This window comes from Chitinophaga deserti (genome assembly GCF_003149455.1).
Lineage (GTDB): Bacteria > Bacteroidota > Bacteroidia > Chitinophagales > Chitinophagaceae > Chitinophaga > Chitinophaga deserti.
In genome coordinates this window covers 1-25,994 of the sequence record NZ_QFFK01000012.1, presented here as the reverse complement: position 1 = coordinate 25,994, position 25,994 = coordinate 1, and the positions used below count along the sequence as shown (strand labels likewise).

The 25,994-nt window shown below is 52.2% G+C and carries 17 protein-coding genes; 5 read left to right on the top strand and 12 right to left on the bottom strand.

Features of this window, described 5'->3' with window-relative positions; translation table 11 throughout:
- From DEV76_RS22895 to DEV76_RS22845, 11 genes are all read right to left on the bottom strand, one after another.
- On the bottom strand, positions 1-3,366 hold the full coding sequence (locus tag DEV76_RS22895; RefSeq protein WP_157963056.1) for a SusC/RagA family TonB-linked outer membrane protein: 3,366 nt from the start codon (positions 3,364-3,366) through the stop codon (positions 1-3).
- A gap of 28 nt (positions 3,367-3,394) precedes the next feature.
- Positions 3,395-4,456: a FecR family protein gene (locus tag DEV76_RS22890; protein WP_109700284.1), complete on the bottom strand. Its 1,062-nt coding sequence runs from the start codon at positions 4,454-4,456 to the stop codon at positions 3,395-3,397.
- A gap of 60 nt (positions 4,457-4,516) precedes the next feature.
- Complete coding sequence (locus DEV76_RS22885) at positions 4,517-5,089, bottom strand: RNA polymerase sigma-70 factor (RefSeq protein ID WP_109700283.1); 573 nt, start codon at positions 5,087-5,089, stop codon at positions 4,517-4,519.
- 470 nt (positions 5,090-5,559) lie between these two features.
- Entirely contained in the window at positions 5,560-6,909 is a 1,350-nt protein-coding gene (locus DEV76_RS22880; RefSeq protein ID WP_109700282.1) for a PhoPQ-activated pathogenicity-related family protein, read from the bottom strand.
- A 23-nt stretch (positions 6,910-6,932) separates the two neighbouring features.
- Positions 6,933-8,636, bottom strand: a complete 1,704-nt coding sequence (locus tag DEV76_RS22875) for a SusD/RagB family nutrient-binding outer membrane lipoprotein (protein WP_109700281.1) — start codon at positions 8,634-8,636, stop codon at positions 6,933-6,935.
- 10 nt (positions 8,637-8,646) lie between these two features.
- Positions 8,647-12,087 carry a SusC/RagA family TonB-linked outer membrane protein gene (locus tag DEV76_RS22870; RefSeq protein WP_198652182.1) on the bottom strand — a complete coding sequence of 1,147 codons (3,441 nt, stop codon included), beginning with the start codon at positions 12,085-12,087 and terminating at the stop codon, positions 8,647-8,649.
- A 395-nt stretch (positions 12,088-12,482) separates the two neighbouring features.
- On the bottom strand, positions 12,483-13,505 hold the full coding sequence (locus DEV76_RS22865; protein ID WP_198652180.1) for a FecR domain-containing protein: 1,023 nt from the start codon (positions 13,503-13,505) through the stop codon (positions 12,483-12,485).
- 282 nt (positions 13,506-13,787) lie between these two features.
- A complete protein-coding gene (locus tag DEV76_RS22860) occupies positions 13,788-14,270 on the bottom strand; it encodes a sigma-70 family RNA polymerase sigma factor (protein ID WP_157963055.1) in 483 nt (160 codons plus the stop codon).
- A gap of 63 nt (positions 14,271-14,333) precedes the next feature.
- Positions 14,334-14,837, bottom strand: a complete 504-nt coding sequence (locus tag DEV76_RS22855; RefSeq protein ID WP_109700277.1) for a hypothetical protein — start codon at positions 14,835-14,837, stop codon at positions 14,334-14,336.
- Positions 14,838-14,929: 92 nt separating this feature from the next.
- Positions 14,930-17,206, bottom strand: a complete 2,277-nt coding sequence (locus tag DEV76_RS22850; RefSeq protein WP_198652178.1) for a hypothetical protein — start codon at positions 17,204-17,206, stop codon at positions 14,930-14,932.
- Positions 17,207-17,268: 62 nt separating this feature from the next.
- Positions 17,269-18,237, bottom strand: a complete 969-nt coding sequence (locus DEV76_RS22845; protein ID WP_109700276.1) for a 2-hydroxyacid dehydrogenase — start codon at positions 18,235-18,237, stop codon at positions 17,269-17,271.
- Positions 18,238-18,314: 77 nt separating this feature from the next.
- Between DEV76_RS22845 and DEV76_RS22840 the strand changes: the two genes are divergently transcribed.
- A complete protein-coding gene (locus DEV76_RS22840) occupies positions 18,315-19,265 on the top strand; it encodes an aldo/keto reductase (protein WP_109700373.1) in 951 nt (316 codons plus the stop codon).
- Between the two features lie 72 nt (positions 19,266-19,337).
- Here DEV76_RS22840 and DEV76_RS22835 read toward each other — a convergent pair whose 3' ends face one another.
- Entirely contained in the window at positions 19,338-20,843 is a 1,506-nt protein-coding gene (locus tag DEV76_RS22835) for a sulfatase family protein (RefSeq protein ID WP_109700275.1), read from the bottom strand.
- Between the two features lie 147 nt (positions 20,844-20,990).
- Here DEV76_RS22835 and DEV76_RS22830 point away from each other — a divergent pair, with 147 nt between their 5' ends.
- The 4 genes from DEV76_RS22830 to DEV76_RS22815 all read left to right on the top strand — a co-directional run bounded on the left by DEV76_RS22830 (position 20,991) and on the right by DEV76_RS22815 (position 25,750).
- Positions 20,991-21,392, top strand: coding sequence for a response regulator (locus DEV76_RS22830; protein ID WP_157963054.1), 402 nt, complete (start codon positions 20,991-20,993; stop codon positions 21,390-21,392).
- A 100-nt stretch (positions 21,393-21,492) separates the two neighbouring features.
- The gene (locus tag DEV76_RS22825; protein WP_109700273.1) at positions 21,493-24,126 is read left to right on the top strand and encodes a gliding motility-associated C-terminal domain-containing protein; all 2,634 of its coding nucleotides are present in this window, start codon (positions 21,493-21,495) and stop codon (positions 24,124-24,126) included.
- A gap of 15 nt (positions 24,127-24,141) precedes the next feature.
- Positions 24,142-25,014, top strand: coding sequence for a helix-turn-helix domain-containing protein (locus DEV76_RS22820; RefSeq protein WP_109700272.1), 873 nt, complete (start codon positions 24,142-24,144; stop codon positions 25,012-25,014).
- A 52-nt stretch (positions 25,015-25,066) separates the two neighbouring features.
- Positions 25,067-25,750, top strand: coding sequence for an ankyrin repeat domain-containing protein (locus DEV76_RS22815; protein WP_109700271.1), 684 nt, complete (start codon positions 25,067-25,069; stop codon positions 25,748-25,750).
- Positions 25,751-25,994: the final 244 nt, after the last annotated feature.

Below are 25,994 nucleotides of genomic sequence, written 5' to 3'. Positions count from 1 at the left end.
TCAGAATTTGAGTTGAATATTGACCCCTACACTCCGCATCGATGGTTCTTCCAGATCGCTGCTGGTACGGTACGACCAGTGGTCGAGGTCAATTTGTTTTTGCTTCGAGAAATACATCACATTACGGCTTACCAGCGAAACACTTCCGGCCTGCAGCCCACCCACTTTACGCAGGAACTTTTGCGGAAGCTGGTAAGTAAGGGTGGCGCCCCGCATCTTGAACCAGGTTTTAGACTGGTAGCTCCGCTCGTCGCTGGTTTCATAAGTATTGGCCCAGTCCTGTTCCAGCACCGGTGTAGTATTGCGTGCAAATGTTCTTGTATCGGAAGCCACATTTCCATGCGCATCGTAGGTAATGCTCCCACCCGTCACCACATCTCCCTCTCCAATACGGGAACCGCGGTAAGCGGGATCGTTACGGTGCAGCCAGTCCTGGTAACGGTATTCATTATCCGATGCAGGATTGGAACCGGCCTGCCACATTTTGTAATTCACGTAGTTCATGAACTTACCGCCGAAGCTGCCATCGAACTCGAGGGTGAGGTGAAAATTCTTATAATGCAGCTGCTGGGTAGCGCCCACGATCCAGTCGGGGTCCGTATAACCAAAGAACTGGTACTTCGTTCTATCAATGACAGGCGTACCGTTGGCATGAAACAGTATCGCCCCGTTGTTAGGATTGCGTTCAAAGGGATTGATATATAACTGATCGTACCGCTCACCTACGTTTACGCGGATGTGATGGTTCAGCGAATCATATACCTTTTTCAGATAACGTACATTCCTGCTGATGTTCATGCCTGTTTGCCAGGAGAAATTCTTTACGCAAACGGGCGTGGCTTCCAGCATGATTTCTACTCCCCTTCTTTCCAGCTCCAGTCCGTTCATTTTCTGCCAGCCGTACCCCGATGCTGCGGAAATAGAAAGGTTGAAGATCTGCGGCCCGTCTACCGTCCTGTAAAACTGCGACTTCACCCCTATGCGGTTCTTGAATAACCTTACATCCAGCCCGGTTTCCATGGTAGTATGAAACTCCGGTTTGATGTCGGGGTTGTACATAACATTATCCGTTGCATATGCCACCCCCTGGCTGCCCAGCCAGGCACCCACCCGCTCATAGGTTTGGGCGAGGGAATAAGGAGCCAGTCCTTCCCCTACCCTTGCCACCGAAGCCGTCCATTTCAGGAACGATATGGCCCGGGGCATTTTCACCATATCGGAAATAATAGCGCTGAGACTGGCCTGCGGATAGAAGTATAAGTTGTGCCGCAGGGGAAGGTTGGAATTGCGATCAAACCTTCCTGAGAAATCGAGGTACAATAAATTCTTATACGCAATATCCGCATATCCGTAGAAGCTGGCCACCTGCATAAGACTGCGGTAGTTTTCCGCATTGTTCACCGGCTTCGCAGAGTTCTGTAAAGTATATACCCCCGGGGCAATAAGCCCTCCTGCCGTATGAGCGCTGTAGTTGCGGGAACGTATGGTTTGCAGGTTACCGCCTCCCGAAAGCTTCAGCTCCCAGTCGTCTGTCACCTGCTTTTTGAAATTGAGCATGAACGACTGGTTATGCTGCGCATACCGCGTGCTGGATTCAGAATATGCGCCCACTTTATAAAAATCGGCACCGTAATACAGGCCCGATACCGGGAACGACTGCTGCTGCGATGTATTATGCATATTAAACGCCGAACGCAGCTGCAGATCCAGCGAAGGCAAAATCTGGTATTGCAGGGATACGTAACCGGTTAGCACGTCCTTATAAAACGCTTTCATGTTTTCGTAAGCGTTAAACCAGGGGTTGTTGTAACGCGTGTATTCGATCCACTGCTGCTGCATGCCTTCCTTTCCCGGTTGCCAGTAATTACGCAGTCGCGGATCATTGATATCGAAGTTACTCCCGTTCCAGATGAGCAGTTCGTAAATAGGGCTTTGCGGCCCGTAATAGATCGTGGGATAGTTGGGGGTATACTGGCGGTTGTAACTGATCATCACATCGGCACGCGCTTTCTTTCCCAGGTTCTGCCCGGCGGAGATATGTGTAGTGGTAATGCCGAGTTTGGTATTAGGCACAATTCCGCGCTGTAAGAGTTGCGTGAGCGATACCCTGAAATCTCCATCCGTCCCTTTACCAGACACTGCCACGTTGTTGACAGACAGCAGGCCCGTCCGCAGGAAGTCGCGCAGGTTATTATTGTTGCGGGGGATCCATGGGAGCGGTACCAGCTTGCCGGATGCATCACGCGGACTGTCCCATTGCGTAATAAGCTGTCCTTCCATGCGGGGGCCCCAGATATTGTAATCGTAATCGTTGATACCTCCGCCTTTACCATCGCCGAATGCGTACTTGAAGTAATCTCCCGGACCGTAGCTGTCCTGCGAATGCGGGAAGGCTACGCTGCTGTTCTGCCATTCGGTGGTGGAGTTGATGGATACTTCCACCTTACGCTGGTTAGCACTGCCGCGGCGGGTAATGATCTGTATGGCGCCGTTGGCCCCCTGCTGGCCGTAGAGCGCTCCCGCAGCCGGACCTTTCAGTACAACGACAGACTGTACATCATCCATATTAATGTCCCAGGAATCGGTATCTACCGGTACACCATCCATCACCACCAGGGGGCGCTGGCCGCGGAGGTAAAGTGCCGGGTTATTGAACAGGTAATGGGAGTTCTGGACGCCAAGCCCGGCTACTTTACCGAAGAGCGAAGTAAAGGCGTTGGGCTCCCGGGCTTTGAGTATTTCGGTGCCCGCCACATGGAATGCCTGTGCTGCCACACCTACCGATCGCGTTTCTTTGGGAATGCCGAGGGCGGTAACGGTCACTTCTTCGAGGTCTTCATGCTTTTCATCGAGCATTACTTTGAAATAGGCGCTATTATCGGCCGTAAATGTTTTATCGAAATAGCCGATGTGACTGACACGTACGAAAGCATTTTCGGGAACTGAAATACTGAAGTGGCCATCGGCCCCGGAAACCACACCTGAGCTTTCGCCTTCGGCATGGATGGAAGCGCCTGACACGGGGTGTTCATGCGGATCAAGAAGTACGCCGGTAATGGTTCTGCGGCGGGCAGGGTCATAACCGGGGGATATAACGATGAGTTTGTTGTCGAGGATTCGATAGGGAAGATGGGTTCCAAAAAGCTTTTGCAGAATTTCGGGGAGGGTTGCTTTGCGGATATAGAAGTCTATAGGCGCCTGCGGGATGTTGCGCACATTATACAGGAATTTGTATCCGGTCTTTTTCTCAATGTCCTTCATGATGCCGGCCATAGGCGTTTTGCGGAATGAAAACGAATACCATTCCTGTGCCCTTGCGCGGAAACACAGCATCACAAAAAGCAGCATGCATATCAATACACGCATCTTCATACGATTCTTTTGGCTGATAAAACTATTTTCTGGCCCTGCGGATCAGGATGTCCGCTCCATTTTGCGTATAGGTAAATGGCGTTGCTATCTGCAAGGCCTTCAAAGCTTCTCCGATCTGCTGACGGTCGAACGCGCCGCTGAACAGTTCATTTTCCAGGCTGGCATCTTCAAAACGGATGGTAACATTGTACCACCGTTCCAGATCACGAGCCAGGAGGCGGAACGGACGGTCGCGGAAAACGAGCCGGTTCTGAATCCAGGCGGTCTCTTCACAATCTTCCGGGCTTACCTGACTTAAGGTAATCCCGTCTTCAAGTGCGCCGGTTTGCAAATAGTCGAAAGACAATTTCTGTCCCGGCTCCAGGATGATTTCACGTGACTGACCACCACCGTTACGCAGCAGCGCACTTACTTTACCACTCAGCAGTACTGTTTGCACTTCACCATCACCGGGATAAGCTTTTACATTAAACCGGGTGCCCAGCACGCGGATATCCACATTGCCCGTGCGTACTTTAAAAGGATGTGCGGCATCGGGGGCCACCTCAAAAGAGGCTTCCCCTTCGAGGAACACTTCGCGGGTGCCGTTCACGAAATCATCGCCATAGGTGAGTTTACTTCCTCCGTTCACCCATACTTTGGTACCGTCGGGGAGCGTCATGCTGGAGCGTCCGCCTTTTTCCATAACGATGCTGTTGCTTTCGCGTACGAGTACAGGCCTGCCGCTTTTCCGGAGTAAGAAGGGGATAGTGAGTATGATGCCTGCCACTACTGCGGCAGCTATCAGCCAGTGGCGTAATTGCTTTATACGGGAGGGTGATGAAGGGGTTACATTTTCAGGATCGGGCAGTTTCATGGAAGCTTCCAGGGAAGACCATGATTTCTCCGCCCAGGCTTTACCATCTACCGTTTCGCCATCCCGGTTAGCGGGCAGCGAATGGGTAGCGTTCAGTACTTCCACCACGAATCCTGATTCCGGATGGTCTTTCAGCAACTGCTGCAGTTCCTCCAGCTCAGCCGGGGTGGCTTCTCCCGCCATCCGCCTGGCCATTAATGTATATACCCGTACCTGATCTTCTGTCATTGTCAAAATTCAATATCTGCTATCACTTAGACACTCATTTTCCCATTTCCCCCCAAATGCTCAGGCATTGGAGGATTGCCCGGCGGGCTGACTGTCGCCGGTGCATATTTGTATCTCATTCCCGATTTTCCGGATGGCGATGGTGATCTGATTTTCAATTGTTTTAACGGAAAGGTTGAGAATATCCGCCACTTCCCGGTACTTGAGCCCGTCTTCCTTGATCATTTTAAAAATGACCCTGCAGCGGGGCGGAAGCGAGGCTACAGCCTGCTCGATGCGTTTGCGCAGTTCGGCAGAAATCATGAGCTGTTCTGGATTGGTGGTAAAATCCAGCGACACGTCAGACACCGTATCGATGTCTACATGTTCCCATTCCCGGTTACGGCTGAAGTAATTGGAAATTCCGTTCCGGACGCCAACGTAGAGGTATACTTTAAGGTTGGTGATCTCGGAAAGACGGTCCCGCCTGCGCCATAGGCCCAGGAAAACGTCATTCACAACTTCTTCTGCAATAAACTTGCTTTTGATATACAGGTGAGCAAACTTCAAAAGTTGCGGAGCCAGGAACAGATACAGTTCTTTGAACGCGGCCTGATCATCTTCCTCCTGTATGCGGCGTAACAATTGCTCCATAGCTGCGGATATATGTAATCACTGTCTTTTGGTCGATTGCTTATCTCATCTCGCTCACAATATAAGCATGTGGTCCAATATTTCACCCTTTTGCCCAAAAGATCACCTCAAATTCATTTTGCGGTTAAAAACGCATCAATACAAACTTATCAACTACTAAAATATTACTGATTATCAACCATATACCATCCATCACCTTACCTGGATCAACTTTTCCGGCTTATCATTATTCCCCATCGATCCTTCATCGAACCTTCATCCATCCTTCATCCAACCTTCATCAAACCCTTGCTGTGGCTGGACATGGATGAAGGATGGATGAAGGATGGCAGTAGCATGTCAGTAGGTTTTGCAAAACTGCTTAAGCTGCAGCAAAGCACTCAACCACTGAAATACTACTGAAAATCAACACAATAAAAAAGCCACAACCCCAGTTACGGGGTTATGGCCGATCCATGCTAATAAAAGATTTACCTGACTTTTTCAGTATCGGTGAGGAAAACACGGGTACTTACGGTGTAAGGCTTCCCGTTTTCCTGGCTGTATTGCAGATCCACATAAAACGCTTGGTATCCCGATCCTGGAAGGGGCTGAGAAACCGTAACTGCCGACTTACCGGCAATACCCAGGCTTTTGGAAGTCCAGGTATCGTTCCGGAAATCCAGATCGGGTGAGGAAGCCGACCATACGATCACGTCTTTCAACTGATCCGGAGTGGCTTTGATGTTAAGGGTAACGGCGTTTCCTTTCTTTTTGATGGTATAGCTGCACTCAGGATAGTGTTTGCCGTTGAAGGTAATGCCGAAGAAAGCGCTGAGCCCGTTCATCACCTGCTTGCCATCGCCCATATTGTGGCCGGCGTTAGGCACGTAATTGAGCAGGTATTTACCGGGTATGTCGTTAATGTAATTCTTCACATTGTCTACCACCCAGTACTCATCGTTGGTGCCCATAAAGAGCATTTTAGGCATATCCAGCTTTTTGCGGTAGCTGTAAGGATCTACCATGGCAGTGATGGCTTTGCCTTCCGGGGTGCCTGTTTGCTGTGGAATGCCAAGCTTCACATAGTCCTCGATCTGGATACTGTATTCTTTCCAGGTCTCGATCTGGTAATCGAGGCTTTTGGGCATATTGAGCACATCGATCACCATGGGAGCAATGGCTTTCACACGGGTATCATTGGCACCGGTAAGCCAGGTGGTCCATCCGCGCTTGGAGGCTCCTGCTACCAGGAACTGCTCTACCGGCAGGGAGGCACGCTGTTGCGTAAGCTGCTGAATGGCATCCATAGCGCGCACTGCGCTTTTTACCATGGGGAAGAGCAGCGGCCACGAATAATCTTTCGACTGCTTGAAGTTATGCAGGGTGTAGGAAATGAGTGCGTCTTCAGTAAGACTGTCATACAACGGCTGGTTAGGCGTTTGCCGCAGCACGGCAGTAACCGCTCCCCTGTCATGTGCAATCATGCCAATGGCCTGGTATAGTTTGTCGTTGGCGCCCGTCCAGCGAGGCTCACCATCTTTCAGCGAACCACCTGTAATGAACAGCAGTGCGCCGTTATGTTTAACCGCTTTGGGAACAAATACCATGAGCTGGTGCTTCCAGGTATGTTCGCGCCATTGCTGCGAGGTAAGCGCAACGGAATAGGCGGTGATGTCACCAACTACAAAAGAATCTTTCACGTTCCATTGAAACGATTTGTCGCCATTGTCGAGGTAGGCGCGGAGCGCGGTTTCCGGCGTAACCTGTGCATAGGAATCATCTGTAGTGAATGCTAGCAGCAGGAGGAGAAAAATGGGTTTGAGCTTGCTGTATCTCATAATGCATCGGTATTTACAAATATTTACCAGGGCTTGCCGGTTCCGCTGATGACCCAGGGTTTAGACCAGGGACTGTTCTGCGGGCCATTAGCGCCGAAGGCGGAATAGGTGGTTACCTCCAGCCGTGCTGAGGCAGCCATGATATTGACGTTGTTCAGGTTCCGTTCATCGAGCATATAATAAAACCTGACAGGTACTACGGGGCCTTTTGCATTAGGGCCTGCGGCGAGTACGGGATAACCTGTCCGTTTATAATCGGCCCATGCTTCGGTGGCATTCGTCCATGCGGCAATCCATTTCTGCTCAATGATCTGCCGCTGCGTTCCTGCAAAGGTTCCTGCCGGACCGGCCATATAAGCCGCATATCTGGCGCCGATGCCCCATGCGTTGAAAGAAGCTTCAATTCCTTTGCGGTAGTGCCCTTCTGCATCTCCGGCAGCCCATCCTTTCAGGGCGGCTTCGGCCAATATGAAATGTACTTCGGCGGCGGAAATAAAGCGCGCTTTCAGCAGCGGGCCTTTTGCTTCTTTATAAATATCATTCAGCCACGACACATGCGCGTTGGTAGATGCCTGTGCCGCATCGTTACTCATGTTATATACTGCGGGGCCTGGCAGTGCGGGTGGTAATCCTACGTAATTTACGTCCTGATTGATGTCGGCAGGCGTCAGTCCGCGGGAAGCCAGCACATCAGGTGAAAGGTAACGTACTTTTCGCGGTTCACCATTTACAATCGTATCGCGCGGCTGAAAAACATTTCCGGTACCGGCGGGCTTTGTATCGTCCAGCAACAGGAAGCATTCCACTTTCCGGGCCCAAACGGCAAGACGCGGATCGTTAAGGTTCTGCAGGGCTTTTACAAACGTGCTGCACATTTTGATACGGCGGTAGCGGCTGCCCGCTTCCCGGTCGTACGTGGCGTTCGACGGCCAGGAGTCTGCATCACTGGTACCCACAAAGGCCATTGTAGCATCTTCAGAAGCATTCGCATTGGTTATCAGGGGGTATTGGTCCGGTGCGGCTACTATTTTCTCGATGCCCGACTTTGCTACACCCGGCAGTTTCTCCGACAACCGCATGTAATACCGCAGTGCAAGTGAATTAGCCATTTTCCGCCATTTGGCAGGGTCTCCCTGGTAATACACATCCACCAGATCGATGGGTGCGGTGTATTGGTTTTTAGGTTTGGAAAGGAGCTGATTGGCACGTTCCAGATCGGCAAGGATGCCGGTGTATACCTGTTGTTGCGGATCGCAGGCGGGAGCGGCATTACCGGCGCCGTCCTGATCACCACGGAGGGCCTGGCTGTAGGGTACATCCCCGTACATATCGGCCAACAGCCCGAATAACATGGCTTTCATAACAAGTGTAACGCCTTCGTGCAGTTCGAAGCCTGCGGCCTTTGCTTTGTCGTGCACCAGCTGGTTATTGCGGAGGATGTCGTAATAGGGCGTCCAGCTGTTGCTGCCGCCCCAGTCGTATTCATTGTGAGACCCCACCCATCCGTCTTTCTGGGTGTGCTGCATCACACCTGCGAGATCCTGGAAGCCGAGGCTCACATAGTTCTTACCGGTTTCCGTCAGCACCGTGGAAAGCACAAATCCCGGATTGGTTTTATCGGGGTTGGCTCCGTTGGGATTATCGTTGAGCGACATCAGATGCTTCCGGCACGAGATGCCGGGCAGGATCAGGAGGCAGCATATGGCTATGATAAATCTGCTTTTCATACCGGCAGTTTTAAAATGTCAGGTTAAGTTTGAAACCAAGGGGGATGGACCAGGGCGTTACGTTATACCGTTCTATACCCTGCTTAAACTGTATCCCCGATCCCTGTACGCCCGCTGCTGGCTGGTATGCCTGCTCAGGGTCCACGCCTATCTTAGCCGCCGTCCAGAGAATGATGTTGCGGCTGTAGATGGAAAAACCGGCGCTCCTGGCACCGATGCGTTTCACAATACTGGCAGGCACATCATACGATAACGCCACTTCCCTTAGCTTGAGGTAGGAAGCCGGAAACAGGAAAGCGCGGGTAAACGACCAGGTGGTACTGCCTGCGTAAGGCAATGTAAGCGTACCCGGCCCGCCAAGGTTCTCCGCGAACCCGGTAGGGTTGCCCTGCGGATCGTATCCCGTAGCCCGTACACCCGGAATGAACACACCGCCATAAGGCAGCGTGTAAGGTCCATAAGTAAAGGGATAACCATTGTATTCCGGTGTGGGGCCGCCTACCAAAGGAAAGTAGTTTCCGTTGACGCGTATCAGCCTGTCCTGGTTCGCTTTCAGGTATCCCGCCAGCTCTTCACCCCGCATATTACCGGGATTGATGAGCTTATCGAGAAAGCGTTGTGAATTTCCATGCTCCTCGCCATAGCGGTACGTCTGCGAAACAAAGTCGCCACCGTTCCGCCAGTCGAATGTCATGGCCAGACTGAAACGTTTATAACTGATAGTGGTTTGCCCACCGAGAATGAAATCAGGATTGAAGTTGCCGATTTTGTTACGGGCATTCTGTGCATCTACAGACTGCCATTTACCCACATTATCAAGTATAGGATAACCATAGTAAGGCGATTTCTCATCCTTCACGGTAACCAGTTCCGCATCATAAATATCTCCTACATCTTCCCCTACGTATGTCCAGGCGCCGCCGCGGCCTTCTTCCCAAAGCACGTAATAGGGCATGTCTTCCGTAAGGCGTACGATGCGGGTGCGGTTACGTGTTAGGTTGAGGTTCACATCCCAACGAAAATCTTTCTTCAGTACGGGCGTACCGCCCAGGGTTATTTCCACCCCCCGGCTGCGGAGCAATCCGGCATTGATGTTCTTGCTGGAGTACCCAGACGATGGAGGGATCTTGGTACTAAAAATCTGATTCTTATTATCTACCACATAGTAGGTGAAATTGAACCGGAGCCGGTCTTTAAACAACACTACATCTGCCCCACCTTCGTAAGAGGTGGCAATTTCAGGTTTGAGGAATGGATTGAGCAGGGTTCCTGAAGTACCCAGCCTTGGGATACTGCCCCAAGCCCCGGCATTGCTCAGTACTGCCATGAGCTGATACGGCGCCGCATCGTTCCCTACTTTGGCGATACCGCCGCGCAGTTTGATCATGCCTACATTCCGGTGGTTTAATCCCATCACCTTATCAGCCAGCACACTGAGCGAAGTGCTGGGATAGAAGTACGGCGCGGCATCCGGCAGCGTACTCGACCAGTCGTTCCTTCCGGTAATGTCCAGGTAAATCATATCGCGGTAGCCGATGTTAGCGGTACCGTAAATACTATGCACGCCTTTTTCGTAGCGCGACGACCAGGCATCCAGGTTTTCCGGAAGGATGTTTTGCAATGTATAAATTCCGGGTACGATGAGTCCGGTTCCCGGCTTATTGGTATTACTCACAGTTTTCCCGGTCTCATACCGGAGGTTGCCCCCGGCAGACACGGAGAAGTCTAAGCGGCCTGCACGTTGCTTATAGGTCAGCAATGCGTCGGTATTGCGTTCCATATGACTGATATCGATAATCCCGAAAGCACCGTTCCGGGAATCGAGATAGCTGTTACCGATCTTGGTTTCGCGCGATTCCTGATAGTTATCCAGCGCATAACGGACCATGAGGCTGAGGCGCGGTGTAATCTGCCAGTCTGCATGCAGATTTCCAAAAACGCGATCGCGCACGAAACCATTCTGTACTTCATACGCGAGGAACCAGGGGTTGTTGAACACACCGTTGGACTGCGTTCGCTGCTGTATCCCCTCCTGACCCGGCATCCAGTAATCGCGGAGGTCGCGGATATCTATGTGCGGACTGAGGCTGTACACCCATTGCAGGGGATTGGTGCCGCGGTCGCCCGCAGGGCGGTTATTGGAATTACTTCGGCTGTAATCCACATTGGCGCTAACGCTGAATTTGGAATGGAGCCGCAGCGTGGCGTTCAGGTTGAGGGAATTGCGAAAAAGGTCGGTATTCGGAATGATGCCTTTGTTCGTCATATTCGCATACGACATGCGGTAGGCAATCAGGTCGCTGTTATTGGCGATAGACAGATTGGAGGCGGACGTGATGCCTGTGTTCATGAAATGCTTCGCATTGTCGCGGTACGAAACAAGGGGCCTGGGGATCTTTTTGCCATTAGCATCCAGCGGGCTGTTCCACTGCACTTCTTCATAGCCCATATCCAGCTGGGCGCCGTAGGTAGCGTCGAGGTTTTCGACTACAAGGGAACCGAAAGGGTTAGAGAGCATGTTTCCGCTGCGGGAAACCGGGATGGCAGAGAATTGCCCTGATCCGAATTTGGTTTGCCATTCGAGGTATTTGTACGGAATATCGAAGACCACGTTCTGCGCGACGTTCACCGTTAGTTTATCGAGCCGCCGGCCGTTCTTGGTAGTGATGAGCACTACGCCATTACCTGCACGGGAGCCATAGAGGGCCGCGGCGCTGGGGCCTTTGAGTACGGTTACGCTTTCGATATTATCCATATTGATGTCGGAGATGGCGTTGCCATAATCGACTTTATTGTTACTGCCGATTTCGCTGATGTTGTTGAGGGTATTGGCGAGCGGTACCCCGTCTACCACAAAGAGCGGCTGGTTATCGCTGCTGAGGGAAGTGGCGCCGCGGATGACCATATTAACTGACGATCCCGTGCCGCCGGTGCTGCTGATGGTAACGCCTGCCATTTTACCGGACATGGCGTTGAGGAAGTTCTCCTGCGTAACGCGATTAAATTCTTTAGCGCCGAGTTCTTCTACGGAATACCCCAGTGAGCGGGAGGCTCTCCGTATGCCAAGTGCTGTAACGGTTACGGCGCCCAGCTCCCGGCTTTTCTCTTTGAGGATCACGGAAAGTGTGGCCCTGGCTGCTTCCTGCACAGTGTAGTTGCGCAGGGTGTCCCGGATGTAGGCGAGGTGAGAGAATACGAAGTAGTAAGGACCACCGGCGGGTACTTTAGGCATGGTGAACACGCCTTTATCATTTGTGACAGCATGGGCCAGTGCGCGGGAAGATTCGTTGAATAATTCCACGGCAACCCCTTCCACCGGCTGCATGGCCTCGTTCCGGATGATACCGGTAACGGAGGGAGTAACCGTATTTTGTGCGGAGGCCTGACCATATACGCATAGCAACATCACCATGCAAGCCTTTCCCGAAATGGAGCGTAATCGTTTTCGCATATCGGAGATTTTATTCGTTGATCGATTGCTTGTATTATGCCACTGAAGGCATCGTACTCTTCTACAAAAGCGGAATTACCTGTTCCCTTTCTTTATCCGGTCTGCTATCAATACCATTGCTTTTTAACCAAACATGCTGACTTCAACCGGTATCCGCACTTTGCGCATTCGCTTTAATTATTCATAGATACTATCTATCTAACCATTACTTAAGCAGTAACTCCATGACCGGCTAACTAACCCGTTCACTTCTAAGTTTATTTCCCGGAATACGTTGCAATGAAACCGGTGTACCCGGCAAAACTTCTTTACTATGCAGCAGGCATGCACACATAGATTTAATATGTCAACCCGGAATACCGGTACTGCTTGTATGAAATTAGTGTGAACTGAAATCAGGGATCAATCATCACGGTATCACCGGAATGCCGGATCTGCAGATTGTTCAGCACGGCGATTGTTTGCAGAAAATCGTCGAGGGATTCTTTGCCGCTGTTGAAGGATCCGGTAAAATACCTGTCTCGGAGCAATGCGGGGTCGAACAGCACGGTGAGGTTTTCTCTGGCCTCCAGCTGGCGGAATAGGGAAACCAGCGGTGTATTATCGAACTGCAAAGCGGCAGTTGCCGGAATGCGTTGTTTTGGTTGAACGGTTGGCAAGCTGGGAGAAACACTCCGTACAGGAGCATCGGGGCGCGTTACCTGTACAGTATGCAAAGCATCATTATACCGGAGCTGTTCTCCCGGCCGCAGGATTACATCTCTTTCTTCTGTCTGCACTTTTACTTTGCCACTGATGAGCAGTACGGTAGTAGTTGCTCCCGGCAGGCTCGATATTTCAAAGACGGTGCCCAGTGCGGTAGTTCCTGTTTTACCGGCAAAAACTGTAAACGGAGCAGGATCTTTGGCCACATCAAAACGGGCTTTCCCCGTCAGGGTTACATCTCTCCGGTTGTCAGGGAAAGGTTTCTTAAAACGGATAGTTGCCCCTGGTGCCAGGATCACCTTTGAACCATCGGGTAACTGATGCTCAATAGGATTACCGGTAGTATTTTCAATGAACGCCGCAGTTTCCACTACCGGCAGCACCGGCACCTGTACAATACGCGGTTGCTCATCCGGTCGGCTTGCAAACCAAATTGCCACTATGGCCACGAGCATGGCTGCTACTGCAGGAAGGCGCCAACCGGTACGCTTCCGCCGTTGTTGAATATGTGCTTCGATCTGCTCATACATCGATGAGGAAATGGTATCAGGTAAGCACCCTGCTTCCCGGAATTGTTCCCATTTATCATCGGTCAGATAATGATCCAGGGCTTCAGGATGTTCCTTTAGCCATTCCCAAACGGCAGCAGCTTCCTCCTCCGGGCTTTCGCCCCGGAAGTATCGCTCAACCATATGAGAGGTTATTTCAGTCATTTGTACATTTTCCATTATACTCACCAAATGCACCCAGTATCTTCTTGCTATTGATTAACATTCGATTTTTGAATAGCATTCGGTCATCAAATTCAACTTCGTATACTTACGTCACAGTTATTTGCTATTGGCATCGCCCTCTAATCCTGTTTCAGCATTCAGATGAACTATGTTCATCACTTCAATAATCAAAAGCGATTTTACGATCCATCTCCCTTATCATGTCACCCAGGTACAGCATGCTCTTCTGCAGCATATTCAATCTCATGTAACCCATTCAAGTTAAAACATCAACGCCTTCCGCAACTGATGCACCGCACGTAAAATATGGTTCTCCACCGTGCGGGGCGATATGGATAAAGCCTCCGCAATCTGCTTGTGCGACCAACCCTCCAGCCGGCTCATTTTAAATACATGCCGCCGTACAGGCGATAAATTCTCCATGCAATGAAACACCCGGTCCAGCTCCTCTTTCGCCTCCAGATCAAATGCAGGATGCACACCGTTACTCCCCTCTTTATACTGCCCCATATGCTTATCCCGCACATATTGCTTCCGCATCAGATCCACCATAATACTCTTCGCGATCCGGAATATCTGCTGAGATACCGGAACATCAGGAGATAACGTGTCCCGCTTCTCCCATAACCGGATAAAGGTCAACTGCACCGTCTCCTCCGCCACATACGCCGACCGCGCATGCCGCAGCATGAAGAAATACAACTTCTGATGGTACATCTGATATACCATCCTGAAGGCGTCCATATTACCTAGTTTGATATCCTTCGCGGTGTATGGCATATGCTTCAAAAAATATCAGCAATCAAGTCACGTTTTCTCCAGTATCAGCGTCAATGGAACCGTGGCTACATTCGGTATAACCGCCGTTATGGAGATTTTCAGGGAATTTGCCGTTAATTCATCTATCCAGTGAGGATCGGGCTTGCCTTCTGCAGATTTCAACAGCAGCACGGCATCATAGATATCCAGGGACCATGTGCCCTCATTTCCGGTTACAGGAAACAGCAGCTCCGTGCAACCCGACACCTTCATCTTATTATCGCTACTAAAAGTATAAGTATTCGTTTTTGTACAGGTTATTAACGCCCCTCCGGGTCCCAACATCGGCGCCAATACCATCATGCTCGTACCCGCAGGAATATTCTGCCCTCCCAGCTTCACACTCACCGCTATCACCAGGTCCTTCTGCTTCCAGGTACCAGCCACCAACTCCTTCCGGCCAGATGAGGGCGCCGCCGCATCGTCCTTCTTACGACAACCGGAAAATAACGTGAAACATATACATATCAGGGTAACGTAAACAGGCTTCATAAAATGATAACACTATTAAGTTAAGCAAATCACCGGAACCTGTATAGTATTCGTTTGCCGGAGGGAAATCCCTCACTGGGAAGGAAAAAATATTATCCTGCGCCTCCCGCATTCAGCAAGTAGCTGCAATTCAACACCTTCTCCGCCAGATCCTCCCCGGTATAGAAATAATGATTCGAAGCCTCAAAACCCAAAGTGGAGTTCTTCCGCTGCAAAACCAGCATCCGCTTCGCCAGCTCCATTTCATCACGCAACAATGCTTCCACCTGCTCCCGTGCCCCCTGCCCGTCTCTCAATGCTATAAACTCGCACTGGTTAGCCGCACTCCGGAAATGCACCGCCACCGTTTCCGCCACCTCCATTTCCCGGCGTAACTGCACCCGTTGCCCTGCCGTCAACTCCACTCCTGCCACATCACGCTGCAGCGCCCCTAAACCCTCCGCAAACCCGGCCGCTATCTTCCGCAGCTGGGATACATACACATCCTGCGGATAATGCCCCCGCCAGCGTGCCAGATCATCGTATGGAATGCCCACCATCGTAGCCGTATACCCAGTAGCCTTGCCCCAGAGTAAATTAGCAGGCCCCGTTTGCATGGGCGAGAAATATAGTCCGCCCCCGAATGGAAACTCACTGAAAGCGCTACTAAACCGCTCCCATGCTTTCACCACCGCATCTCCCGCTGCTCCATACCGCTCTTTTGCCACCTGTGCCATCGCGTCCTCGGGCGACAGCTTAGGATCACTCCCAATGGCTGCCACTACTGCCAGGTTAGGGGATGGATATCCGCCAAGCGTCCACCCCAGCATCAGCCCGTCTACCTGCTCACCACGCAGCCTTGCTGCATGTTCCGCCACATTACGCATGGCCGGAATATAAGGCACTGCCGCTATCTCCCAGGTATTACCCGCCTGTATCTTAGCCACCGTCCTGATCCCGGCGCGCCTTGCCGCCTCCCAATGCCCGCGTGCCCTGGGGCCCGGGCCTATCGCCGATATAGAATATTCCCCGATACTGCTCTTTACACCGCCCCGCTCAATGGCCACATCCCACTCACTTACACTCATCAGCATCACCTCTTTGGGCAATGCGGGAATTATCTGCTGTCCCCATCCGGGCTGCCATCCCCAGTCCCACACCACCAGCCCCGGAGCCTTTACCTCACCTTCAGCCTTCTGTGACCCTGCCCGGATGCCTTTTGCGTAGTTATTATTCAGTTCCGCTATCACTGCAGGCCCGCCGCGAGGACCACAACGGGGGCAGGACGCACCCTGGTTGTGCGACCAGCAATTGGTACGGTTCTCCGATGCCGTAATGGAAAAGAAGCCGCCCAGTCCGGGTGCCTGCCGCGTAATAGCCGCAAGCCCGTTTCGCAGATAGGCCTGCACTTCTGGGTGACTGGTACATAAACTCGCAACACCACCTGCTTCAGCGCCTTTTAACTTTGGATACTTCTCAAAAAAGGACTTTGGCCAGGTACGCGGCTCGTTGAGGTATAAGTATATTTTGATGCCATGTCCTGCCGCCCGGGCAATGAGCTTACGGAGCGTACGCATCCGCTGCTCAGACCCCTCACTCTGTGATGCATCCCATGGGAAGGGCACCAGTTTATGTAATACGATGTGCATCCACACACTATCCATCCCCGCAGCGGAAAGCCGCGCGAGGTAATGATCAGGATACGGATCGGCATGCTCGTCCAGCAACGGATCGCCATAAAGTGCGAAATAGGAATAGCCCAGTCGTGGCGAAAAGCCCGTGGAAGGTAACTTTTGTGCGGATTCGGGAACCGGGGCGGATAGTTCTTTAACGAAGTGAAAAAGCGGTTCTTCTTCACGCGGCAACCCGCTCGGGAAAGCACGCTTCATCACTTCCCCTACCTGCCTTGTGGCGGCAGAAGGCGCCTCGTATGTTACAGGAGGGCACGACGGCTTGAAGCTGCCCAGTTTCTCGTAAAGGAAATCATCTTCCCGGAGGGTGAACTCCAGCCGCTGTTCGTCCCAGCCCAGTAAATCCGTCAGCTGCGTACGGGGCAGCAAATGCCAGTTGCGGCGGATGATGGTGATGTAATTACGGTTCCAGACATCTTTACGGACAGGCAGAGGCTTATCCAGCCCCATTGCCAGGCCGGTGGCAAGAATATTTTCGGGCGAAGTACCTGCGAGGCGGGCCAGCACCGTATGTGGTACCAGCGACCAGTTTCGCCAAACAAAGGCATGATAGGTGTCAGGGAAATGTGGCAGTGAAAGGGCTGCCTTATCGGTGAGCGGAGCCATAGCTGCAAAGGAGCGTTGCCAGTTCAGCAAAAAGCCGGCTGCTGCCAGCGACAGACTGCCGATGAATTTTCGGCGGGGAATATGATGTGACATAGCGGGAACGTGGAATCTTTCCCCATAATACTACATTTCCATCGTTATTCATAGTATAGCCGTTAGCGTACCAGGCGAATGGGATGCGGAAGCGGCTCCCCTTTCAACCCGGCGATAATATTCTCCGCAGCCATACGCGCCATTCCCCCGCGGGCTTCTTCCGTAGCTGATCCTATGTGCGGCAGCACCGCTACATTGGGTAGTTGCAGCAGCAGATTATGCTTATCCATGGGTTCGGGATTGGTAACGTCGAGCCCTGCACCCCAGATACTGTGGCTGCGTAATGCCTCCAGCAAATCGTTCTCGTTGTGCATGGCACCCCGGGCTGCGTTGATGAAGATAGCGGTTGGTTTCATTTGCCGGAAGGCGGCAGCATTAAACATACCATCCGTTTGCGGAGTAAGTGCAGCATGCACACTCAGTACATCGCTCTGGGCAAGCAATTCTTCGAAGCTGACGTACTTTGCTCCCAATGCTTTTTCAGCAGCTTCGTTCCTGCTGCGGTTGTGATAGATGACGGGCATATCAAAAGCACCATGGCATTTGCGTGCCAGTGCCGTGCCTATGCTACCCATCCCGAAAACACCAAGGGTACGCCCGTTTAGCTCCTGGCCCAGATTAGCAGTAGGATCGAAAAATCCCCACTCCCCTTTCTCTATCGTTTTGTGCATGTAGAACGCCTTCCGCGCTACAGCCAGCATAAGCAGGAAGGCCGTATCTGCCGTGGCATTGCTCAGCACACCGGGCGTATTACCCACCGGGATGTTCAGTGCAGCAGCCGTATCCACATCCAGATTGTCGTAACCGGCAGACATGAGGGCGATCACTTTCAAATGCCTGCACGCCTGCAGAAAATCAGCGTTCAGTTTATTACCGCCCACACTCAGCAGGGCATCATGTTCCCGGCATCCTGCTATCAACTCTTCCGGCGTAAGGTTGCGCTTTTCGGTATGTTCTGTATACGTTATGCCGGCGTCGCGCAACAGCTGTAATCCAGACTCGGGTATATGACGGGTGATGAATACTTTCATGGGATGATATTTGATATGTGTTTAAACATTTTACCGCAAATTAAGTTTTAGCTTTATACCCCCTAAAAATCATGCTCATGGAAAAAAGAACACTGGGAACTACCGGCCTTACCATTGCCCCGCTGATGTTCGGCGGCAACGTTTTAGGCTGGACGGCCGACGAGCAAATGTCGTTCAAACTGCTGGACGCATTTACAGATGCAGGATTTAATGCTGTTGATACTGCAGATACCTACTCCCGCTGGGCGCCTGGCAACAGTCCCGGCACATCGGAAAGAGTGATCGGCAAATGGCTTTCCCAATCAGGGAAGCGCGATAAGATCGTACTGGCCACCAAAGTAGGCGGGGTGATCAGCGAAGATAAGAAAGGGCTGCGCAAAGCATACATCCTCCAGGCTGTGGAAGATTCTCTGCAGCGCCTGCAGACTGACTATATCGATCTCTACCAGTCGCACTACGACGATCCGGAAACACCCATTGAAGAAACACTTGAGGCATTCGACATTCTAGTACGTGCCGGTAAAGTACGCCACATTGGCACCAGCAACATGACGCTGCCGCGTATCGTGGTTACTGCAGCCATCAGTGCCGATAAGGGTTACCCTGCTTACCAGACGCTTCAGCCGGAATACAACCTGTACGACCGTGAAAAATACGAAACCGAATATGCCACCTATGCAGCACAGCATAACCTTGGCGTAATTCCTTATTTCTCACTCGCCAGTGGTTTCCTCACCGGCAAATACCGGTCCGAAGCTGATCTGGCCGGTAGTTCCCGCACAAAATTCCTTGGAAAGTATTTCAATGAACGCGGCACCCGCATCCTATCCGCGCTGGATGAAGTGGCAGCCAAACATCAGGTGAAACCCGGCATGGTAGCCATAGCATGGGTAAAAAACCGTCCTACTATCACTGCGCCCATCGCCAGCGCTACCAACCTTCAACAGCTGGATGAACTCATCCGCGCCATTTCCCTTCAACTGGATCTGGACGATATGGAATTACTCAACAATGCCAGTGCTTTCTGATTATTAGTTCCACACAATACAAAACGGCCCGGAGCGCATTGCTCCGGGCCGTTTGCATATGATCATACTTCTTTAGCGTGTTTGCTTTGCTTCCTTCAACCGTTCCAGCTCAGCCGCCATGGCTTTCACTTTCTCGGGATGCTGTGCTGCAACGTTCTGCTGCTCGCCAATATCGCTGCGGAGGTTATACAGCTGCGGCGCTTCATCGTTACCGGATTCGATGTTCACTTCTTTCATCAGCTTAACACCTTTGGAGGGGGTGATATATTTCCAGTCGCCCTGCACCAGTGAGAGAGAACCACCCTGCAATATCACCCATGACCTGCCCTGTGCTTTTTTGCCCAGCATGGCCGGTAACATATCATGACTATCAGGAGCGGCATCTGCAGGCAGCTTTTGCCCGGTGAGCTTCGCGAAGGTAGCGTAGAGGTCTACCTGGCTGATCAATGCATCAGACGTTCCGCTTTTTACCATCCCCGGCCAGCTCACGATCCAGGGCACGCGGGTACCGCCTTCAAATGCACTGTATTTACCTCCACGCAGCGGCCCTGCGGGCAGGTGACCGTTCTGTTGGGTCACCGCATCATCCACATACCCGTCGTCCAGAACGGGACCGTTATCGCTGGAGAACATCACGATGGTGTTTTTCTCCAGTCCCAGCTGGCGGAGCTTATCCATCAGCCGGCCAACGGTCCAGTCCATCTGCAGGATGGCATCTCCACGGTAGCCCAGGCCACTCTTGCCTTTGAAAGCAGTTGCGGGCATACGGGGAACGTGAATATCGCTCAGGTTGAAGCAGAGGAAGAAAGGCTTTTGGCGGTTGGCTTCCATAAACTCAATGGCCTTGTCTGTAAAAGCATAGGCGATCTCTTCATCCGTCCAACGGGCGCGTGTGCCGCCTTTCATCCAGCCGATGCGGCCGATGCCGTTCACGATGGTATTATTGTGCCCATGGGAAGCGGGCATTTTAAGCAGTTCGGGGTTTTCTTTCCCGGTAGGCTCATTACCTACTTTTTCCCGGTAATTCACTTCTATGGGATCGTTGGGATCAGCTCCGATGATACGCTGATTTTCAACGAACACGGTAGGCACACGGTCTGCCGTGGCGGGGAAGAAGAATGCGTAGTTAAAACCCACGTCGTTAGGACCGGGGCGGATGTCGGTATTCCAGTTAATGGGGGAACCATCGCCCAGCCCAAGATGCCACTTCCCTACCAGTGCGGTTTGGTACCCTGCCTGCTGCATCATGGATGCGAGGGTGGGAGAACCGGGCGGGATGATCATGGCTGCGTTACCGGGTAATACGCCTGTGCCGGTTTTACGCCAGGGGTAACGGCCCGTAAGCATTGCGAAGCGCGAAGGCGTACAGGTGGCGGAAGTGGTGTGGCCATTGGTAAAACGGATACCGTTTTTAGCCAGCGCGTCGATGTGAGGCGTCTTCACTTTGGTAGCGCCATAGCAGCTCAGGTCACCATATCCCACATCGTCCGCGTAAATAATAATGACGTTCGGCCGCTGCTGGGCGCTCACGCTTCCACCCATACAGCCGCATAATAACATAAAGAGTAACCGTTTCATGCGGATAGAATTGTTCAGGCAGCAATCTTACTCAATAAATCCGCATAATTCAAGTTAAAATGAGTAAATTGATAGAGATATGCGGCGGGCGATAAACAAATGCATTTATTACCTTATGCGAGTACTGCTCTTGAAACTGTCTACCGTATGACCACTACTTTACCTAAGCTTTTATTAATCGATGATGATGCTGACGATCAGGAGATTTTCCTGTCGGCGCTGGCATTCATTGATAATTCGATCCACTGTACCATTGCGACTAACGGGCATGATGGCCTTCAGCACCTTTCTGCCACAGAAGAAGCTTTGCCGGACCTTATTTTCCTGGATCTGAACATGCCGGTAATGAATGGGATGCAGTTTTTACAGGAGATGAAAGACAACCACCTTGCCAAAGGTGTTCCCGTGATCATTTATTCCACCGCATCCGACCAGCAAACCATCCGGCAGGCGCTGGAGCTCGGGGCGTTTCAGTTTTACACCAAGCCGGAAAAGTTCTCTGAGCTGGTAGGCATGCTGCACGACCTGCTTTATCCTGCCACACGTTAATTTCCATATCCGCAACTTTTGCCATTCTGCCTGACTACATGCGTAAGCGAGCAACCGCTTGTACGGAATTTCCGTATCCCGATTGTCCAAATACCTTTGCATGAAGCACCTGTCGCTCCTGATGCTGATACTGGCCACTTCTCTTGGCCTGCGCGCGGATCATATCACCGGCGGGGAAATGTATTATACCCTGTTATCCAAATCGGGCGGCTCCTCCACTTACCGTGTTACCCTTAAACAGTTCCGCAGCTGCGGCACTCCCGGCAGAAATTTCTACAACCCCATCTACATCGGCGTATTCCGCCGCGGCAATAATGAAAAGTTTCAGGAACTGAATGTTCCGCTGACGTATGAGGAACAAATCAGCCATACCAGTACCGACCCCTGCATCACCCGCCCGCCGCTGGTTTGCTACTTCGTGGGGTACTGGGATTTCAATGTCACCGTTCCGGATTCTCCCGATGGCTACATAATCACTTCACAGGTAACTTTCAGGGTAGATGCTATTAACAACCTCATGCAGGGATATGGCCGCATCGGCGCTACTTACACGGCCGAAATACCCGGTAATGCCCAGCATGCAACCGGCCCCACCAACAGCAGCGCCCGCTTCACCGGCACCGACCTCGTTACCGTATGCGCCAATAACTCTTTCACTTACAGCTTTGCTGCCAATGATACCGATGGCGATGCACTCCGCTATTACTTCTGTGAAGCCTGGCAAACAGTGGGTTACTCCGGCGGAGGTCCGGGTGGTGGCGGTCCGGGAGGCGGTGGCAATCAAAGCCAGCCTCCGGTAGCACCTCCCTACGAAAGCGTTCCTTATGGGTTCGGCTTCAGTGAAAGCGCCCCCCTTGGCTCCCGCGTCTCCATAGATCCTGTTACAGGCCTTATCACCGGCGTGGCTCCTGATGTGGGGATTTATGTTGTAACGGTTTGTGTGCAGGAAATACGCAACGGCATCGCCATCGCCACCCAGCGGAAAGACCTTCAGATCAACATCACCGGCTGCACCATTGCCGCAGCCACCCTCCTGCCGGAATATATGCTGTGCGGTAACTCGCAGCAACTGGTAGTGGCCAACCAGTCTACCAGCCCGCTGATAGCCCGCTGGAACTGGGAATTCCGCAACGCAGCCGGACAACTCGTATATGAATCCGCTTCGCAAACTGCCGATTTCACCTTCCCCCTGCCCGGAACATATACCGTAAAACTGGCTACCAACCGTGGCCTGCAATGCCCCGATTCTACAGAGGCAACCGCACTGGTATACCCCGGCTTCAATCCCGCCTTCTCTTCCACCGGCAGCTGTATCGCCAACCCGGTCATCTTCAACGACCAAACCACTACCCGGTTCGGTACGGTCAACTTCTGGAACTGGGATTTCGGGGTAACATCTTCGCAGACAGATCACTCATCCGACCAGGATACGCAATGGTCCTACCCCGCCAGGGGCAGGTATACCGTTACCCTCATTACGCACAACTCTGTGGGTTGTAAGGATACATTGCAGCAACCGGTAGATATCCTAGACAAGCCACCCATATTGCTGTCGTTCAGGGATACGCTGATTTGTCCACCCGACCCGCTCACGCTACAGGCTTCAGGAACGGGAATATTCACCTGGTCGCCCGCGGTGAACATGACCGGTGCGCAAACACCCACGCCACGGGTGAATGTAACGGCCGATACGAAGTACTATGTAGACCTCGACCAGAACGGCTGCCTGAACCGCGATTCTGTGATGATACGCACCACCAGCCATGTAGCCCTTCAAATGCCGGCAGACACGCTGATCTGCCTCGGTGATACCATCAGGCTGCAACCACAGTCGAACGCATTGCGCTATTCCTGGACGCCTGCAACAGGCCTTCAGACACCGACAGCTGCCGCCCCATTGGTAACCCCACCGGGAGATACCCGCTATTTCCTCACGGCCAGCATCAGCGCCTGCACCGCCAGCGGAGATATCTGGGTACGCACCGTACCTTATCCAGTGGCCCGTGCCGGTAATGATACCATCATCTGCTTCGGCTCTCCTGCACAGCTGCATGCGTTAACAGACGGTAGCGCCTTTACCTGGACGCCCGCATTACCAGCCGTATTAAACCCGCTGATCAGGCCCGCATCCAGTACGGCATATATTTTCACAGCTACCGACAACCGCGGGTGCCCCAAGCCCTCGCGCGATACCGTACTGGTAACCGTATTACCCAAAGTACAGGCTTTCGCAGGGCGCGATACTGCCGTGGTTACCGGTCAGCCGTTACACCTGCAGGCATCGGGTGGCAGCAGCTACCTGTGGTCGCCGGCGGAAGGTATTTCCGACACCCGCATCCCCAACCCCATCGCTGTATTCAGCAGTCCGGGCAGTGGCTTCCGGCTGAAGGTGCTGGTGCAGGATCAGGCTGGATGTGCAGATTCCGCGTTCATGCTTGTGAAAGTCTACAATACATTGCCGCAGGTATTTGTGCCCACTGCCTTTACTCCGAATGGAGATGGCATAAACGACTGGTTGCGGCCCATCGGCGCGGGCATCAGTGAAATCCGTTTCTTCAGGGTGTATAACCGGTGGGGGCAGCTCGTATACAGCGGTAAAGAAAATAACCGCGGATGGGACGGGCGCATCAATGGAGAGCTGCAGGGCAATGGAGTTTTCGTATGGCAGGTTAGCGCGGTGGATTTCCTCGGGGCCGACTTCTTCCTCAGCGGCACAGCCACCCTGTTACGATAACGCTTATATTCGCATATGGCTTCGAATCACCATTTGCCCGTCATCCGCATACAGGACATCTGCACGCCGCTGAAGGCAGAGGTATTCAGTATATTCCGCCACGAAGAGCAGGGCCGCGCCAGCCTTCCGCAACCGCATAAGCACGACTTCTTCATGCTGCTCGTTGTTGCCCGCGGGAGTGGTACCCACACCATCGATTTCACGCCTTATCCTGTTAAATCCGGGTCTGTGTTCTTCCTGGCTCCCGGACAACCGCACGATTGGGAATTGTCTCCCGGCACGAAGGGGTTCCAGCTGATGTTCGGGAGAGATTTTTTATCGGGCGATACATTACAATGGCCCTTCTTCTCTTTTTCCGCCCATCCATTTCTGCAGCTGCCCCCGGCAAAAATGGCACCCGTGTTACAGGAACTCGAAAGCATCCTCGGGGAATATACACTGGCGGATTTCATGTCGGTCCGCATCATTACATTCCGTTTACTCGCACTACTGTCTATGCTGGAGCGGCATTACGACGAAGCGCACCCCACCAGCAACCATCCTCCCGTACAGCGCCTGGTAAAACAATTCCTTTCGCTGCTGGAGAGTAATTACCGGGAAAATGCCACGGTAGAATTTTACGCGGCACAACTGCACGTAACACCGCAATACCTCAATATAGTTTGCAGGAAAGAAACCGGGATTACTGCAGGCAACCTCATCCGGCGCAGACTGCTGCTGGAAGCACGCAGACTGCTTTCCCTCACCACGCAGGATGTGAAAGAGATCGCCTATGCGCTTGGCTTTTCTGACACCTCTTACTTCTCCCGCTTCTTCCGCCGCTACACCGGGCAGGCCCCCCTCGCCTTCCGCCAGCAGATTCAGAAAGTACCCGGATCAGCACAATAATCTCCTTTTCTTCCCCGCTATTGCCGGTAAATTTGATGTTCAACACCGAAACATGAAGATCATTTTACTGGCGCTCGCACTTGGCCTAACGATGCCCGCCTGCGCACAGCACGAAAAAGAGATGAGCAAGATGGACAACAGTGCAAATAAAAGACTGCAGGCCGCCGCAGCGGCAGGTGATGTAAACGCTATCCGCGAAGCAATCCGCTCCGGTGCCCGGATCGAATTCAGAGATGCCGACGGGCGTACACCTTTGATGACCGCAGTGTACAAACATCATACAGACGCTGCAAGGGAACTGATTGGGGCAGGTGCCAGCGTGAATGCACAGGATAAGATTTTGAACTCCCCTTTCCTGTATGCAGGAGCAGAAGGCATGACTGACATTGTGCGGATGTGCATGAAAGCAGGGGCAGATTATACCGTTTACAACCGTTATGGCGGATCAGCTCTCATACCCGCCTGTGAGCGCGGGCATGTGGAAACGGTGAAAGCCATCCTGGAAGACAAAAAATTCCCCATCAACCACATTAACCGCCTTGGCTGGACGGCCCTGCTGGAAGCCGTGATCCTTGGAAACGGAGGTAAAGCACATATAGAAATCGTGCAACTGCTGATAGACCGCGGTGCGGATCTCAACATTGCTGATAAAGACGGCGTTACAACATTGCAACATGCCCGTCAGAAAAGACAAACTGAAATAGTTCGCCTCCTTGAACAGGCAGGCGCAAAATAAACACTTAGTGTGATAGGCGAGAGGAAGAAGAAAGAAGGCTGCTCAACAGGGCGGCCTTTCTTTTATCACGCAGTAAACAATTTTCATGACACATTCACCTGCGGATCAGGTACGATTGTGTCTTATTTCAAAATTGGCTTTACAGTTTAGGGATTTAATAACGTTTAAATTAAATTTCCTTTATGAAGAAGACGCAGGGCAGAAAAAGCCAATATTCAGATTCAGAGCGCATAGCGATAGCCCA